The organism is Variovorax sp. W1I1 (assembly GCF_030815625.1).
GTDB lineage: Bacteria > Pseudomonadota > Gammaproteobacteria > Burkholderiales > Burkholderiaceae_C > Variovorax > Variovorax paradoxus_C.
In genome coordinates this window covers 59,954-76,388 of the sequence record NZ_JAUSWZ010000001.1, presented here as the reverse complement: position 1 = coordinate 76,388, position 16,435 = coordinate 59,954, and the positions used below count along the sequence as shown (strand labels likewise).

The window sequence follows — 16,435 nt, the reverse complement described above, 5'->3', positions numbered from 1 at the left end:
AGGGGTCGGCGCGCAGGGCTGCCCACGCGGATTGGCGCTTGGAAGAAACGCAGCTTACGCCTCGCCGCGCCGCAATTGGCGCCACAATGGTTGCAAATTGCGCCACGACTTCACCGCCCGACCATGACCTCGCCCGCCTTCCTGAAGCCTGCCCGCGCCGTCACCCCCATGGCCTTCGTGAGAGCCATCGCGAAGGGCTATGAGCGCTACGGCATGGACCCCGCCGAGGCCCTGAAGTCGGCACAGATCACGCCGCGCGAACTGGCCCGGCCGGGCGCGCGGGTGACGGCGGCGCAGTTCGAGGCGCTCTCGGAACACGCCATGCAGGAACTGGACGACGAAGCCCTCGGCTGGTTCTCGCGGCGCCTGCCCTGGGGCAGCTACGGCATGCTGTGCCGCGCCTCGCTGACCTCGCCCGACCTGGGCGTGGCCATCAAGCGCTGGTGCCGCCACCACCGCTTGCTGACCGAGGACATCGGCCTCGCGCTCGAAGTGGCCGGCGGCGTGGCCACGCTGCGCATCACCGAGAACCGCCCGCTGGACGAGGCCTTCCGCGAGTTCTGCCTGGTGACCAGCCTGCGCTTCATGCACGGCTACATGTGCTGGGCTATCGATTCGCGCATCTCGCTGCGCAACGCCACCTTTCCGTTCGCAGCGCCCGCGCACCGCGACGCCTACGCGCCGATGTTCACGCCCGAAGTGCGCTTCGACGCACCGCAGGCCACCATCAGCTTTGACGAGCGCTACCTCGCTCTGCCGCTGCAGCGCGACGAGCGCGCGCTGCGCACCATGCTCAAGCGCGCGCTGCCGCTCACCATCCTGCAGTACCGCCGCGACCGCCTGCTGGGCCAGCGCGTGCGCGAACTGCTGCGCTCGCGCGCGGCGGAGGCCAGCACTGCCGAGGCGCTGGCGGGGCTGCTGAACGTGTCGGGACGGACGCTGCACCGGCAGCTGCACGAGGAAGGCACTTCGCTGCAGACGCTGAAGAATGAGGTGCGCCACGAGCTGGCCGTGGAGCAGTTGCGCCGCACCAATCGCCCGATCAAGCAGGTGGCGCTGGCGGTGGGCTTTCGCAACGAGAAGAGTTTTTCTCGCGCGTTCCTGCAGTGGACGGGGCATGCGCCGCGGGACTTTCGGGCGCAAGGGCTTTAACTGGAAGGCCGGTCAGCCCGGCTGCGCGATCTTCGCCAGCGCGTCCGCGATCGACTGACTGTCCTCAGGCCGAACGAGCTTCGCGACTTCCTTGCCATCGCGCATGAACACCAGCGTCGGCCAGAGCCTCACGTTGAACGAGCGACCGAGCGGGCGGCCGCTGCCGTCTTCGACCTTGATGCGCGGGATGTCGGGGTACTTGGCGAAAGCTTCGGCGATGTTCGGTTGCGCGGCCTTGCAGATGCCGCACCAGTTGGTGCCGAACTCGACCACGGCGGGGCCGGTGCGTGCGTCGATCTCGGCGCGCTCAGGCTGTTCTGTCTTGTATTCGGAGGTCATGGGCTGGGTTCCTTCGTTCTTGCGAATGGAGGGAAAACGGGAGAGGAAACGGTGCCGACCATTCCACCAGAAAGTCAGGCCGCCTGCAGGCCAAAGCCCGATAGCAGCGCCGGCAATTCGGCCATGTCGCTGAACACCCGCACCGCGCCCACGCTCAGCAGCGGACCCGGGCCACTGTGGCCCGATTCGCCCGTGCTGTAGCCGAACACCGCCGCGCCCGCGGCCACGCCGGCCATCGCGCCTGTGACCGTGTCCTCGACGACGGCGCAGCGCTTCGGATCGACGCCCAGCGCTTCGGCGGCGGCGAGGTACACGTCCGGATGCGGCTTGGAGCGCGGCATTTCGTGCCCGCTGAAGATGCGCCCTTCGAAGCAGTCGAGCAGGCCGACCTTGGCCAGCTGCAGCTCGACCTTGTGGCGGTCCGCGCCCGAGGCGCAGGCGATGCGGCCCTTCAGCATTGCGTGGATCTGGCGGATGGCCGCGGGGGCGTTGGGGATCGCGGTGAGGTCGCGTTCGAGGGCCTCGTTGCGGCGGGCCCTGAAGAGCTTGAGCCACTCGTCGGTGATCTTCACGCCGGTCCTGGCTTCGATCAGCGGGGCCTCGTCCTTCACGGCCTTGCCGGTGAAGGTGTTCATCGACTCTTCGGTGGTGAGGTGCCAACCGAGCTCGCCGAGCATTTCGGCGAGCACGCGGTTGGTGATGGGTTCGGAGTCGACTAGGACGCCGTCGCAGTCGAAGAGGACTGCGGCGAAGGGGAATGGGGTCATTGGGGGTTTCGTCTGGTGGCTTGGGACGATGGTAGCAATTAGGTTTTTTTCTTTTCCGAGGCCGGGTCTCGCCCCGGCCTCGGGAAAAAACCTTAAGACACAGCCCGAATAGGAATGTAGATCTCCCCACCCCCAGCCATGAACTCCTTCGACTTCTCCTCCATGCCTTCAGCCATCGCCTCGGCTTCGGCTACGCCCTTCTTCGCCGCATACTCCCGCACTTCCTGCGTGATCTTCATCGAGCAGAACTTCGGCCCGCACATGGAGCAGAAGTGCGCCACCTTGCTCGAGTCCTTCGGCAGCGTCTCGTCATGGAATTCGCGCGCCGTGTCGGGATCCAGGCCGAGGTTGAACTGGTCCTGCCAGCGGAACTCGAAGCGCGCCTTGCTCAACGCATCGTCGCGCGACCGCGCACCCGGATGCCCCTTCGCAACATCAGCAGCATGCGCAGCGATCTTGTAAGCAATGATCCCCTGCTTCACGTCATCGCGATCCGGCAGCCCCAAGTGCTCCTTCGGCGTCACGTAGCACAGCATCGCCGTGCCGGCCCACCCGATCATCGCGGCACCGATGGCGCTGGAGATGTGGTCATAGCCCGGCGCGATGTCGATCGTCAGCGGCCCGAGCGTGTAGAACGGCGCCTCATGGCAGTGTTTCAACTGCTCGTCCATGTTCGCCTGGATCATGTGCATCGGCACATGCCCCGGCCCTTCGATCATGGTCTGCACGTCGTGCTTCCAAGCGATCTGCGTGAGCTCGCCCAGCGTGCGCAGTTCGGCGAACTGCGCCTCATCGTTGGCATCGGCGCCCGAGCCCGGACGCAGGCCATCGCCCAGCGAAAAGCTCACGTCGTACGCCTTCATGATGTCGCAGATGTCCTCGAAGCGCTCGTACAGAAAGCTCTCCTTGTGGTGCGCGATGCACCACTTGGCCATGATCGAGCCGCCGCGCGAGACGATGCCCGTCATGCGGTCGGCCGTGAGGTGAATGAACGGCAGCCGCACGCCCGCGTGGATGGTGAAGTAGTCGATGCCCTGCTCGGCCTGCTCGATCAGCGTGTCGCGGAAGATCTCCCAGGTGAGGTCCTCGGCCACGCCGCCCACCTTCTCCAACGCCTGATAAATCGGCACCGTGCCGATGGGCACCGGCGAGTTGCGCACGATCCAGTCGCGCGTGGTGTGGATGTTCTTGCCGGTCGACAGGTCCATCACGTTGTCGGCGCCCCAGCGGATCGCCCACACGAGTTTTTCGACCTCTTCCTCGATGCTCGACGTGACGGCCGAGTTGCCGATGTTGGCGTTGATCTTCACCTTGAAGTTGCGGCCGATGGCCATCGGCTCGACTTCAGGATGGTTGATGTTGGCGGGGATGATCGCGCGGCCGCGGGCCACCTCGTCGCGCACGAATTCGGGCGTGATGATGCGGGGAATGCTGGCGCCCATCGGGTTGCCCGCCACGCGTTTGGCGCGCTCTTCGTTGGCGAGGTATTCGGCCATCCATTCGCGCTTGCCGTTCTCGCGCAGGGCCACGTACTCCATCTCGGGCGTGACGATGCCGCGGCGTGCGTAGTGCATCTGCGTGACATTGGCGCCCGATTTCGCGCGGCGCGGCGTGCGCTGCAGCGCCGAGGCACCGGCGCGCAGCTCGGCCAGGCGCTGGGCATCGTGGTCGTGTGCGTGCTTCAGGCCTTCGTCGAGCGCCTGGTGCGAGCGGCCCTCATAACTTTCGGTGTCGTTGCGCTCGGCGATCCACGCGTCGCGCACGCTCGGCAGGCCGCGGCGCACGTCGATGTCGACCTTGGCATCGGTGTACGGGCCCGAGGTGTCGTAGAGCGAGACGGTCTCGCCGTTGGTCAGCAACACGTCGCGCACCGGCACGTTCAGGTCGGGCCGGCTGCCCGGGATCAGGCACTTGTGGGATGCGGGAAAGGGCTCGCGCGTGAGCGAGAGCAAAGAGGTGAACTTGTCGGGGGCATTCATCGGGGCACTCCTTGTTGAGGGAAAGGGTGCTCCGCAATCGCTCGGTGGACTTGGGGCCGTCACGGAAGGTGGGTGACGGGACCTCGGTCAGGGAGTGCAGCTCTTCTTACGCCGGTATGACCCGGATCAAGTTCGCGGGTCGGCAGCTTTGCCATCTCAGCACACCACATGTGTGCACCCCGGAGCGGGGCCGATTGTGCGAGCCCCGGCCCGGCGCGTCAACCCGTGTCAGGCCACGGGGTGTTGCAGATCGCCTTCGAGGTAGTACCAGCGTTCGCTTTCCCGAACGAAGCGGCTGCGCTCGTGCAGGCGGGTGGCGGTACCGGTGGCAGCGCTGCGCTGGCGCGCGACGAATTCGACCTCTGCGTGGTCCGCATCGAGCACCGAGCGCGAGCGGATGTCGAGGCCGAGCCACTTGACGCCCGGCTCGAACTCGATCGATGCCGGCCGCTTCGACACATGCCAGGTGGCCAGCAGGTACTCGGCGCGTTCCAGCACGAAGGCCGAATAGCGCGAGCGCATCAGCGATTCGGCGTCGGGGGCGGGCGTGTTCTCGAAATCGTCGAGATAGCGGCCACAGCACAGGGCGTAGCCGATGGGCTTGTCGCGGCGGTCGGTGCGGCCGCAGGGGCAAGGTCCGGTGGTGGGATCGATGGCGCTCATGAAGACCGCTATTGGAACACCTCGCGGCCATCCCTCCGATGGGGCAACCCCGGAGCCGGGGAAGCTAGCCGGAGCGGCTCGCGGCGATCGCGTCCTGCAAGGCCCGCGCATCGGCCGGCTTGTAGATGAGCGCATAGCCCGCGCGCTCGACCTCCACCCGATTGGCATGGGCCGTTTCACCCGTCAGGATGACCACGTTTCGCGCCTTGCCGACCGCCTGCAGCGCCTGCGCGGCCGCCAGCCCCGAGAGGCCGCTGCCCAGCCGCAGGTCGCTCAGCATCAGGTCGAACACGCCGCCGTGCTGCAGCGCCTCGCGAGGGTTGGCGGCCAGCGCCACCTCGTGGCCCCAGCCGCCGAGCAGCGAACGCATCGCCTCGCGCACGGGCTGCTCGTCGTCCAGCACCAGGATGCGGATCGCGGCGGTCGTTCGGCCGGCCGCCGGCTCCGCCAATGCCTCCGTCTCCGGCACGGCGGGCGGGGCGACCGCTTCCTCCAGCACCAGAGAGAAGGTGCTGCCGCGGCCGGGCGCGGAGCGAACTTCGATGCGCGAGCCCATCACCTGCGCCATGCCCGCCACCAGCGACAGGCCCAGCCCAAGGCCGCGGCTGCGGTCGCGGCCGGGGTTGTCGACCTGGAAGAACTCCTCGAACACCTGCTCCCGGTGCTGCGCTTCGATGCCCACGCCCGAGTCGCGCACCTCGATGCGCCAGGCGGGCACGCCGTTCGCCGGGCGCTGCACCCGCCGCGCGAGCACGAACACCGTGCCCACGGGCGTGTACTTGATGGCGTTGTCGACCAGGTTGCCCAGCACGCGCGCGAGCATGCGCGCATCGGCCCGCACCACCGCCTCCGTCGGGCGGATGCGCAGCGCCAGGCCCTTGGCTTCGGCCAGCGCCGCAAAACGTCCGTCGAGCGACCGGAACAATGCATCCAGACGCAGGGGCTCCAGCCGCACCGGCGCCGCGCCGCCATCGAGCTGCGCGATGTCCAGCAGCGCGTCGATGGAGCCGCGCAGCGCATCGACGCTGTCGCGCATGAAGCGCAGGTTGTCCGCACTGGGCGCGCGGCGCGTGTCGAGCGCATCCACAAAGATCGCCAGCGCATGCATCGGCTGGCGCAGGTCGTGGTTGGCGGCCGCGAAGATGCGCGCGCGCTGCGCGGCCATCCGCGCCACATGATCGAGCTGGCGCGACAAGGCATCGGCCAGACGCGCGTTCTCGAAGCCGTTCTCGATGGAGCGCACGATCAGCCGGTTCTGCTTGCGCGCGTAGTGCAACGACGCAAGCAACTGCGACACCGCCAGGCAACCCATGATCACCGGCACGCTGCCCGGCTCCAGCACCAGCCGCAGCGCCAGGCTCAGGAACACCGGCACGCCGAAGCACACCGCGGCCAGCCACCATTGCGCGAGCGCGGCGATGATCACGCCGGTGGTGCCGCTGACGAAGAAATACATCAGGAGGATGTATGCAAGGTCGCCGTGCGGAAAGAAGAGCCACGGCGCCAGCGCCCACACCAGCCCCGGGAACAGCATGCGCAGCTCCAGCTGCCGGCGCGTGCGGGCGGCCGACGCGGCGTCGATGGCGTCCGGGTCCACACGGTGCAAGTGGCGGTGCATGTTCCATTGCATCGCGTGCACCAGCACGGCCCACACCAGCGCGCCGCGGTCGCCGGTCAGCACGAGAAACAGCACCCAGAACACCGCCGCCGTCACAGCCGCCGAGAGCGGCGTGTCGCGCGTGTCGACGATGTAGGCGCGCGCGAGGCTCTGGTCGACCAGCGGGTTGGGGTTGGGCGCCTCGACCCAGTAGCCGCGCAGCCGCTGCCAGGGGGATGCGGAGGGCGGCGTTTCGGGCGAAGGCAAAGGAGTCGGACTCGAAGACATGGGCGTGCAGCCCGCGATTCTGCGCGCTCCGCATGACGGCACCGGGGCATCCACCCTTGGCGCGGCGCTTGCTAAACGTTAGCCTTACATGCGGACAACCAGAGCGAGGCGGCGATGTACCTGACAGGTTCCGAACAGCAGGCACTGCGCGGCGTTTTCACGCTGCTGGCGCAAGAGCGCGGCGAAAGCGACGTCCGCGAGCGCCTGGGCTGGGCGCTGCTCGATCTGCTGCATGCGGACCAGTTCGCCTCGTTCGTGTGGAACGCCGAGAGCGGCCGTTTCGACGGCCGCGTGGCGCTCAACATGGACCCCGCCAACCTCGATCGCTACGGCGAATGGCATCAGCACCACGACCCGATCACCTTCGTGCTGCAGTCGCACCGCCGCGCCACGCGCGTGACCGACGTGATGCCGCAGCGCGAACTGATGCAGACGGAATTCTTCACCGACTTTCTCTCGCGCGACGGACTGCACTGGGGCATGAACCTGCATGCCTTCGAAGGCAGCCGCGCGTTGGGTGACCTGCGCATCTGGCGGCGCAAGGGGCGCGGCGATTTCGGCGAGCACGAGAAGGCGCTGCTCGACCTGATCGAGCCTGCGTTCATCGGCGCGCTGCAGCGTGCACAGCGCACGGCAGCCGCGGTGCCGATGCCCGCCGGGACTGCTTCATGGGATGACCTGAGCGCGCGCGAGCAGGAGGTCGCACGCGCCGTGTGCGAGGGCCTCACCGACAAGGAGATCGCGCGGCGCATGGCGGTGAGCGTGCCCACTGTGCGCACCTATCTGCGGCGCATCTTCGACAAGCTCGGCATCGAGCGGCGGTCGGCGCTGGCGGGCCTCGCCCAGCGCTGATACGGCCGGCCCGCCCTACTTCGCCCTGGGTGCGGGCAGGCGGCCCAGCACGCCCTCCACCGCGAGGCCGACGGCGAGCAGCTTGCGGTCGCTGCCGGCCGGTCCGTCGAGTTCCAACCCGATGGGCAGCCCGCTGGTCGCACCGAGGCCCGAGGGCAACTGCACACCCGGAATGCCGGCGTTGCTGCCGGGGTCGGTGTTCTGGATCAGCGCGCCGAAGTTCTCCGGGCTGCTGGCTTCGGGCGCGGCGGCCAGTGCCACGCGCGGCACCGTCGGGAACACGAGCGCATCGAGCTTGTTCTTCGCGAAGGTGTCGCGGTAGAGCTTCTGCAATGCGGGCCGCGCGATGCGCATCGCGTTGTCGTAAGCAGGCTTCGCGTCGACCGTGCCGTTCGGCGCCGGCAGCTTGCGCGGGATCACGAAGGCTTCGAAGGTGCCCTTGACGTCGGGGCTCGCGATGCCCGCTGTCAGCTGCGCGATGTCGATCCCGGTGCGGTACTTCGCGAGGTAGGCCACCATGTCGTCGTGCGCTTCGTACAGCGCGAGCGGGAAGCCGATGGCGCCGTTGAGTTCCATGAGTTTCGGCATCTCCACATCCACCAGCGTGACGCCCGCCGCGCGCAGCTTGGCGAGCGCGGCATCGGTGGCGGCGCGCGTGTCGGCATCGAGGTTCGCGTAGAAGGCCGGCACCACGCCGAGCCGCACGCGTTTCAGGTCGACGGGCTTGAGCGGTGCGCCGCCCGCGATCACGCAGTCGAGCAGCGCGACATCGGCCATCGACTGCGCCATCGGCCCCGCGGTGTCGCGGGTGTGCGAGATCGGCGCGATGCCCTGCTGCGAATAGCGGCCCATGCTCGGACGCAACGACGCGCAGCCGTTGAACGCGCACGGAATGCGCACCGAGCCGCCCGTGTCGGTGCCCAGCGCCGCCGGCGCCATGCGTGCGCCGAGCGCCGCGCCGTTGCCCGACGACGATCCGCCCGCGATGCGGCTCGCGTCGTAGGCGTTGCGCACGCCGACCTCGGGGCCGGTCTGGAAGGCGGGGTTGTAGCCGGTGACGCCGAAGGCCAGCTCGTGCATGTTGGTCTTGCCGAGGATGACCGCTCCGGCCGCGCGCAGCTTGGCGACCACGGGCGCATCGGCGGCGGGCACGAAGCCCTTGAGCGCGGGCGAGCCGGCCGTGGCGGGCAGGCCCTTCACCTGGATGTTGTCCTTGATGACCACCGGCAAGCCGGCCAGCGGCTTGCAGGCGCCACCGCGCTTTCTCTCTGCATCGGCCGCGCTGGCGGCCTTCAGCGCGCCGGCCTCGTCGAGTGTGACGAAGGCATTGAGGTTCGCTCTGGCCTTGGCTTGCGCGAGGTAGGCAGAGACCAGTTGCTCGCTGGTCACCGTGCCGGCGCAGAGCTGCTGCACGGCATCGCTCGCGGTCAGCGTGGCGATGTCTGGGGCCGCGGGTTGCTGCGCTTGTGCGGATGCGCCGAGGCAGCACAACACGGCCGCGGCAAAGGAAACGGGTTTGGAAACAGGTTTGGAAACGGACATGGCGAAGACCTCCGACAAAGAGGTCGCCATGCTGCGCCGCCGGCGTGTTCCTGTCTGTCATCGAAACCGATGACACGGGGTGAAGGCGCTACCGGAACATCACCCACTCGGGCCGCATGTTGAAACGCACCGGCAGGATGCTCACGCCCAGCCCGCTCGTCACGTACATGCGATTGCCCTTGTGCGCGACCCAGCCGTAGGCCCACTCGCGCGGCGCGCGGCCCGGCACCACCAGCGCGCCATGGCCCGGCACGCTGATCTGCCCACCATGCGTGTGCGAAGCGACCACCAGCCCCTGCGTGCGCGGCATCGTCGCGAAGCTGAAGGGGTCGTGCATCATGACCAGCGTGGCCGCGCCCTTCGGCACGCCGGCCAGCGCCTTGTCGGATTCCGAATGGCCGGTCGAGTCGTCGCCGATGCCGACCACCCAGAGGTCGTGGCCCGGCAGGCGCATCGAGGCGTTCTCCAGCACGTGGATGCCCTGAGCGGCCAGAGCCTTGGCCGTGCGTTCGCCGTCGTGCCACCAGTCGTGGTTGCCCAGCACCGCGTACACGCCCTGCGGCGCCTTGAGGCGGCCGAGCACGGCGGCCATGTCTTCGATGGAGAAGGCCTCGTCATCGCCCGAACCGGCAAGGAAGTCGCCGGGCAGCAGGATCACGTCGGGCTGTGCTGCGTTGATGTCCTCGACGATGCGCGCGGCGCGCTCCGCGCTGGTGACACGCCACGCCGAGCGCGTGGTGAGGTGCCAGTCGCCCGCCATCGCCACCTTGAGCCCGGCCGGCGGCTTCCACTGGGCCGAGCCCAACGGCTCGACGCGTGCCGCGACCCAGCGCGGCTCGATGACGACCGTCCACACGGCCAGCGCCAGCAGCAGCACCGCCGCGGCGATGCGGACCCGCGGCCCACGGCGGCGCGCGCCGGCTCTCACGCCAGGGCGCGCTGGATCAAAAGCTTCTGGATGTCCGACGTGCCTTCGTAGATCTGGCATACGCGCACGTCGCGATAGATGCGCTCCAGCGGAAAGTCGTTCACGTAGCCATAACCGCCCAGCGTCTGGATCGCGGCGCTGCACACGCGCTCGGCCATCTCGCTGGCGAAGAGCTTGGCCATTGCCGCTTCCTTCAGGCACGGCAAGCCCGCATCGCGCAGGCTCGCTGCGTGCCAGATGAGTTGGCGTGCCGCTTCGATCTGCGTCGCGCATTCGGCGAGGCGAAAGCCCACGGCCTGCTGGTCGAAGATCGAGCCGCCGAAAGCCTGGCGCTCCTTGGCGTAGGCCAGCGCCACGTCGAACGCGCTGCGCGCCATGCCCACGCTCTGCGCGGCGATGCCGATACGGCCGCCTTCGAGCGCACCGAGCGCGATCTTGTAGCCCTCGCCTTCGGCGCCGATGAGGTTCTCCGCCGGGATGCGGCAGCCATCGAAGTTGATCTGCGCGGTGTCGCTGCTGTGCTGGCCGAGCTTGTCTTCCAGGCGCGCGACGGCGTAGCCGGGTGCATCGGTGGGCACGATGAACGCGCTCATGCCGCGCTTGCCCGCGCCCTTGTCGGTCACCGCGATGACGATGGCGACCTGGCCGTTCTTGCCGCTGGTGATGAACTGCTTCACGCCATCGATCACGTAGCCGTCGGCGTCCTTGCGCGCAGTGGTGCGCAGGCTCGATGCGTCGCTGCCCGCCTGCGGCTCGGTGAGGCAGAAGGCGCCGAGCATCTGGCCTTGCGCGAGCGGCTCGAGCCACTTCTTCTTTTGCTGGGCGTTGCCGTAGCGCATGAGGATCGCGTTGACCGGGCAGTTGGTCACGCTGATGGCGGTGCTGGTGCCGCCGTCGCCGGCCGCGATTTCCTCGAGCACCAGCGCAAGCGTGAGGTAGTCGAGGCCCGCGCCGCCGTGCTCCTCGGGCACGCAGATGCCGTAGGCACCCAGCGCCGCGAGGCCCTGGTGCGCCTCCTTCGGAAAGCTGTGTTCGCGGTCCCACGTGGGGGCGTTGGGCCAGAGTTCGGCTTGCGAGAAATCGCGCACCGCGTCGCGGATGGCTTCCTGGTCGGCACTGAGCAGCATGACTTTGTCTCCTGTCTTTTTCTTTGTGTTTACTTGCCCGCGCCCAGGTCCATGATCAGGCGCGCGGCCATGTACAGGCGGCGCGGGATGCTGCTGATGTCCACGTACTCGGCCTTGTCGCTGTGATAGCCGAAGCCGGGCAGGCCCAGGCTTTCGATCACGGGCTTGCCCGAGAGCGCCGCATAGGCCGCGTCGGTGCCGCCGCCGGTGCGCTCTTCCACGCCGAGGGTGCCGCCGGCTTCCTTGTAGAAGGCCACGGCCTTGTCGACCAGCTTCTTGCCGCCTTCGCCCGCATTGAAAGCCGGACGGCCGCGTGTGACCAGCACCTTGACGTCGGCTTCGGGCAGCTTCTTCTGCTGCGCCTTTTCTTCGAGCGTCTTCATCGCGGCTTCGAAGTCTTCGTTCCGCGCATAGCGCACGTCGGCATTCAGCGTGGCGCTGGCCGGGATGATGTTCGACACGTTGCCGGCCTTGGCGATGGTCCAGTTGAAGCGCAGGTGCTTGGCCTTGTCGTCGATGCTCATCGTGCGCAGCACGAGGTCCGATGCCTCGACCAATGCGTTGACACCCAGCTCGGGCGCGGCGCCCGCATGCGAAGCCTTGCCGGTGATGTTGACCTGCACATAGGCGATGCCCGAGGTGCCGAGCGAGAGCTTCTCGTCGCCTGCGCTGGTGGGCTCGAACGAGAGCACGTAATCGGCGAGCTTGGCTTCTTCCTGGATCAGGTCCCGCGAGCCGAAGGAGCCTTTTTCCTCGTCGGTGTTGAAGAGCACGGTGATCGTGCCGTAGTCGCGCACGCCGTAGTCCTTGAGCAGCTTCAACGTGTGCAGGATGACCGCGTTGCCGCCCTTGTCGTCGGCGATGCCGGGGCCGTAGGCCTTGTCGCCCTCGACCTTGAACGGCGCCTTGGCGAGCGTGCCCTTCAGGTACACGGTGTCCATGTGCGACATCAGCAGCAGGTTCTTGCCGCCGCGGCCCTTGATCTTGCCGATGATGTTGTCGCCGACCACGATGCCGGCCGACTTGCTGCGCGTGACGGTGAAGCCCAGGTTCTTGAGTTCGCCTTCGAGGTAGTTGCCGGCGGCGGCAATGCCTTCGGCGTCACCCGTGCCGGTCTCGATGTTGACAAGTTTCTCCAGCGTCTTGATGACGGCGGGCTGCTCGTCGGTGGCGGCCTGGAACAGCACGTTGTCGCGCTTCTGCGCCCAACTGGCGGCGGGTGCCAGGAAGGCGGTGGCCAGCAGGGCGGCCAGGGCGGTACGGTGGATGGATGGGCGCATGAAATCTCCTGCTCTGACGCAATATCTGATTGTTGAAATGCCGGATGGCGAGGCCCGGCGCGCCCTCTGGGACGCTGCCGGCCGTGCTGCTTAGAGCAATTCGAGTGCCACGGCGGTGCCTTCGCCGCCGCCGATGCACAGCGTGGCCACGCCGCGCTTCTTGCCGCGCGCCTTCAGCGCATGGATCAAGGTGACCATGATGCGCGCGCCGCTCGCGCCGATCGGGTGGCCCAGCGCGCAGGCGCCGCCGTTCACGTTGACGATGTCATGCGACACGTCGAGCTCGTGCATCAGCGCCATCGGCACCACGGCGAAGGCCTCGTTCACTTCCCAGAGGTCGACGTCCTTCACGGTCCAGCCAGTCTTCTTGAAGAGCTTGGCGACCGCGCCGACCGGCGCGGTGGAGAACCACTCGGGCTCCTGCGCATGGGTGGCGTGGCCGACGATGCGGGCGATGGGCTTGGCGCCGATCTTCTTCGCGTGCGACCCGGTCATCATGACCAGCGCGGCGGCGCCGTCGTTGATCGACGAGCTCGATGCGGCGGTGATGGTGCCGTTCTCTTTCTTGAACGCGGGCTTGAGCGTCGGGATCTTGTCGAGCTTGACCTTGCCCGGGCCTTCGTCGATGGAGATCACGGTGTCGCCGCCGCGGCCCTTCACGGTGACGGGGGTGATTTCTTCCTTGAACGCACCCGATTCGGTCGCGGCCTTGGCGCGCTGCACGCTCGCGATCGCGAAGGCGTCCTGCTGCTCGCGAGTGAACTTGTACTTGGCCGCGCAGTCCTCGCCGAAGGTGCCCATCGAGCGGCCCGGCTGATAGGCGTCTTCCAGGCCGTCGAGCATCATGTGGTCATAGATCTTGTCGTGGCCCATGCGGTAGCCGCCGCGGCCCTTGAGCATGAGGTAAGGCGCGTTGGTCATGCTCTCCATGCCGCCCGCGACGATCACGTCGTGCGTGCCGGCCAAGAGCAGGTCGTGCGCGAGCATCGCGGCCTTCATGGCCGAGCCGCACATCTTGCTGAGCGTGACCGCGCCCGCGCTGTCGGGCAGGCCGCCCTTGTACGCGGCCTGGCGCGCCGGGGCCTGGCCCTGGCCGGCCATGAGGCAGTTGCCGAACAGCACTTCACCCACGCTCTCGGGGGCGATGCCGGCGCGTTCGACGGCGGCCTTGATGGCCGCGCCGCCGAGGTCGTGTGCGGAGAGGGAAGCAAAGTCGCCTTGAAAGCCACCCATGGGGGTGCGGGCGGCGCCGACGATGACGATGGATTCGGACATGAGGGTCTCCTTCTTGAATGTGAATGCGAAAGTGAAACGGTCGGCTGTGGCCGTGGCCGCAGCCGGTCAGAAATGGGTCGCGTGCCCCTCGTGCTGGAAGCGTTGCGATTCTTCGTACGGGAACACATCGAGCATCTGGCCGGCCTGGATGCGTTCCTTGTGGTGCTGCCAGAAGGCGGCGTCGAGCAGGTCGGCGTGGTGCGCCATGAAGGCGGCGCGCACGTCGCTGTTGCCGAGCAGGAAGGGCTCGAAGGTCTCGGGGAACACGTCCTTCGGGCCCACCGAGTACCAGACCTCGCCGCTCATCTCGTCTTCCTCGTTGCGCGGCGCGGGCACCTTGCGAAACTTGCAGTCGGTGATGTATTCGATCTCGTCGTAGTCGTAGAACACCACCTTGCCGCCGCGCGTGACGCCGAAGTTCTTCCACAGCATGTCGCCGGGAAAGATGTTGGCCGCAACCATGTCCTTGATGGCGTTGCCGTACTCGATCACCGCATGCTCCAGCTGGTCCTTCGCGCGCTTGGCATGCGCCGGGCTCTCGGGGTCGGCCAGCGCGTCGAAGGCCTCCTGCAGGTAGATGTTCAGCGGGATCATGCGGCGCTCGATGTAGACGTGCTTGACCACGACCTCCATCTCCCCGTTGCCGTCGCGGTCGCCGATCTCCAGCTGGCTGGGCGCGAACTTCTGGATCTCCTCGATCAGCTCGGGCTCGAAGCGGTCGAGCGGGAAACCCACGTCGCTGTACTCCAGCGTGTCGGCCATGCGGCCCACGCGGTCGTGCTGCTTCACGAGCATGTACTTGCCCTTGATCTGCTCGCGCGTGGTGTCCTTCTGCGGCGGATAGAAGTCCTTGATGACCTTGAACACGAACGGAAACGACGGCAGATCGAACACCAGCATGACCATGCCCTTGATGCCGGGCGCAATGCGAAAGCGGTCGCTCGAGTAGTTCAGGTGCGAGAGAAAGTCGCGGTAGAAAAGCGTCTTGCCCTGCTTGGCGAGGCCGAGCGCGTTGTAGATCTCGGCGCGCGGCTTGCGCGGCATGAGTGAGCGCAGGAACTGCACCCAGGCCGAGGGCACTTCCATGTCGACCATGAAGTAGGCGCGCGCAAAGCTGAAGAGCATCTGCAGGTCGTCTTCGCCGAAGAGCGCCGCATCGATGTAGAACTTGCCGTTGCTGTCGTGCAGGATCGGCAGCGAGAACGGAATCTCGGTGAAGCCGTTCATGATCTTCCCGACCACGTACGCGCCCTTGTTCCGGAAGAAGAGGCCCGAGAGCACCTGCAGCTGGAAGTTGGCGCGCAGCTTGACCTGATGGAAGCGGTTCAGGATGACGTGCGCCACGCGCTCGGCATCGCGCCGCTTGTCGGCGTAGCTCCCTTGCAGCGCGAAGTCGTCGAGCATCTGCTCGAGCGTGTCGGCCAGCGTGTCGTGCGCGGGGTAGTACGGGCGGTAGGTCGGCGCGCCGCGCGGCTCGATGTACTCGGTGCTGATCGCCGGGCGCACGAAGATGAAGTCGTTCTGGAAATACGCGCGATGCAGGATCTTGGTGGTCACCGAGTTGAAGAAGCTCTCGGCCAGCTCGGGTTGGTGGTGGTCCACCAGAAGGCCGATGAAGTGCAGCTTGACCTGGTGCCACACCTCCATCGGCTGGTCGCCCGCCTTGAACTCTTTCTCGAGCCGGGCCACGGCCTCGTTCACGCGCAAGTCGTAGAACTCGATGCGCTCGCGCTGCGCCCGCTGCTGGCCATGCCAGTCGGCGGTTTCGAAACGGTGCTTGGCCCGCGCCGATTCGGCGCGGAACAACCGGTAGTGCCGGTTGAACCCATCGATCATCGCCTTGGCGATGTCGTAGGCCAGCGGTGAATCGAGGCGCTGCGGGAACATGGGCCCGGCCGGATTACTGCGCCGCGTCTTCGCTGCGTTCGGTGCCGTCGGCGCCCGCCTGCGCCGAGGGCGATGCAAGCGCCGCACCCGCCGCCGGCTTGCTCCACTTGTAGCGGATGCGCTGCACCGCGGCCTTGTAGGCCGAATCGAGCGGCTTGGCGCCGTCGACGCTCAGGCCCAGGTCCTGCAGCAGGCCGTCGTGCACGCCGAAGGTCCAGCCGTGAATTTGCACTTTCTGGCCGCGCGCCCAGGCATCGACCATGACGGTGCTCACCGCCACGTTGACCACCTGCTCGGCCACGTTGAGTTCGCACAGGGCATCGACGCGCACTTCTTCGGGCAGGCTTTCGATCATCACACTGTGGCGGTCGCGCACGTCCTGGATGTGGCGGATCCAGTTGTCGGCAAGGCCGATGCGCTTGCCGCTGAGTGCGGCCTTCACGCCCGCGCAGCCGTAGTGGCCCACCACCATGATGTGCTCGACCTTCAGGTGCTCGACCGCGAACTGGATCGCCGAGAGCGCATTGAGGTCGGAGTGCACCACGATGTTGGCGACGTTGCGGTGCACGAACACTTCACCCGGTTCCAGGCCGGTGATCTGGTTGGCAGGCACGCGGCTGTCGGAGCAGCCGATCCACATGTAGCGCGGCGTCTGCTGCTTCACCAGGCTGGTGAAGAAGCCGGGACGGTCGCGTTCCATTTGTGCGGACCAGGCACGGTTGTGGGCGAACAGGTCTTCGAGGTTGTTGTCGGACATAG

At 67.4% G+C, this 16,435-nt stretch carries 14 protein-coding genes and 1 riboswitch; of the genes, 2 read left to right on the top strand and 12 right to left on the bottom strand.

Translation table 11 applies throughout. The features are described from left to right. Nucleotides 1-123 precede the first annotated feature (123 nt). Nucleotides 124-1,152: an AraC family transcriptional regulator gene (locus tag QFZ83_RS00345; protein ID WP_307501313.1), complete on the top strand. Its 1,029-nt coding sequence runs from the start codon at nt 124-126 to the stop codon at nt 1,150-1,152. 12 nt (nt 1,153-1,164) lie between these two features. On the opposite strand, the gene QFZ83_RS00340 is transcribed toward QFZ83_RS00345, so the two are convergent. The 5 genes from QFZ83_RS00340 to QFZ83_RS00320 all read right to left on the bottom strand — a co-directional run bounded on the left by QFZ83_RS00340 (nt 1,165) and on the right by QFZ83_RS00320 (nt 6,785). Beyond that, entirely contained in the window at nt 1,165-1,491 is a 327-nt protein-coding gene (locus QFZ83_RS00340) for a thioredoxin family protein (RefSeq protein ID WP_307501311.1), read from the bottom strand. A 74-nt stretch (nt 1,492-1,565) separates the two neighbouring features. Continuing rightward, on the bottom strand, nt 1,566-2,258 hold the full coding sequence (locus QFZ83_RS00335; protein WP_307501309.1) for an HAD family phosphatase: 693 nt from the start codon (nt 2,256-2,258) through the stop codon (nt 1,566-1,568). A gap of 92 nt (nt 2,259-2,350) precedes the next feature. After that, nucleotides 2,351-4,237, bottom strand: coding sequence for a phosphomethylpyrimidine synthase ThiC (gene thiC, locus QFZ83_RS00330; RefSeq protein WP_307501306.1), 1,887 nt, complete (start codon nt 4,235-4,237; stop codon nt 2,351-2,353). Between the two features lie 86 nt (nt 4,238-4,323). Then, nucleotides 4,324-4,429: riboswitch (TPP riboswitch) on the bottom strand. A gap of 36 nt (nt 4,430-4,465) precedes the next feature. Beyond that, nucleotides 4,466-4,900, bottom strand: coding sequence for a YchJ family protein (locus tag QFZ83_RS00325; protein ID WP_307501304.1), 435 nt, complete (start codon nt 4,898-4,900; stop codon nt 4,466-4,468). Between the two features lie 64 nt (nt 4,901-4,964). Further along, the gene (locus QFZ83_RS00320; RefSeq protein WP_307501302.1) at nt 4,965-6,785 is read right to left on the bottom strand and encodes a hybrid sensor histidine kinase/response regulator; all 1,821 of its coding nucleotides are present in this window, start codon (nt 6,783-6,785) and stop codon (nt 4,965-4,967) included. 114 nt (nt 6,786-6,899) lie between these two features. Here QFZ83_RS00320 and QFZ83_RS00315 point away from each other — a divergent pair, with 114 nt between their 5' ends. Then, entirely contained in the window at nt 6,900-7,637 is a 738-nt protein-coding gene (locus QFZ83_RS00315; RefSeq protein ID WP_013543726.1) for a helix-turn-helix transcriptional regulator, read from the top strand. Between the two features lie 15 nt (nt 7,638-7,652). Here QFZ83_RS00315 and iaaH read toward each other — a convergent pair whose 3' ends face one another. The 7 genes from iaaH to can form a co-directional block, all read right to left on the bottom strand. Then, entirely contained in the window at nt 7,653-9,179 is a 1,527-nt protein-coding gene (iaaH, locus tag QFZ83_RS00310) for an indoleacetamide hydrolase (protein ID WP_307501300.1), read from the bottom strand. 88 nt (nt 9,180-9,267) lie between these two features. Next, nucleotides 9,268-10,107: a metallophosphoesterase gene (locus tag QFZ83_RS00305; protein ID WP_307501298.1), complete on the bottom strand. Its 840-nt coding sequence runs from the start codon at nt 10,105-10,107 to the stop codon at nt 9,268-9,270. Then, entirely contained in the window at nt 10,104-11,234 is a 1,131-nt protein-coding gene (locus QFZ83_RS00300; protein ID WP_306881417.1) for an acyl-CoA dehydrogenase family protein, read from the bottom strand. The genes QFZ83_RS00305 and QFZ83_RS00300 overlap by 4 nt, the downstream gene beginning before the upstream one ends. Nucleotides 11,235-11,263: 29 nt before the next feature. Then, nucleotides 11,264-12,514, bottom strand: coding sequence for a M20 family metallopeptidase (locus QFZ83_RS00295; protein WP_307501296.1), 1,251 nt, complete (start codon nt 12,512-12,514; stop codon nt 11,264-11,266). 90 nt (nt 12,515-12,604) lie between these two features. Beyond that, nucleotides 12,605-13,789 carry an acetyl-CoA C-acyltransferase gene (locus tag QFZ83_RS00290; protein ID WP_307501294.1) on the bottom strand — a complete coding sequence of 395 codons (1,185 nt, stop codon included), beginning with the start codon at nt 13,787-13,789 and terminating at the stop codon, nt 12,605-12,607. A gap of 66 nt (nt 13,790-13,855) precedes the next feature. Further along, a complete protein-coding gene (aceK, locus tag QFZ83_RS00285) occupies nt 13,856-15,676 on the bottom strand; it encodes a bifunctional isocitrate dehydrogenase kinase/phosphatase (RefSeq protein ID WP_307501292.1) in 1,821 nt (606 codons plus the stop codon). A 13-nt stretch (nt 15,677-15,689) separates the two neighbouring features. Continuing rightward, nucleotides 15,690-16,433, bottom strand: a complete 744-nt coding sequence (can, locus tag QFZ83_RS00280; protein ID WP_307501290.1) for a carbonate dehydratase — start codon at nt 16,431-16,433, stop codon at nt 15,690-15,692. Nucleotides 16,434-16,435: the final 2 nt, after the last annotated feature.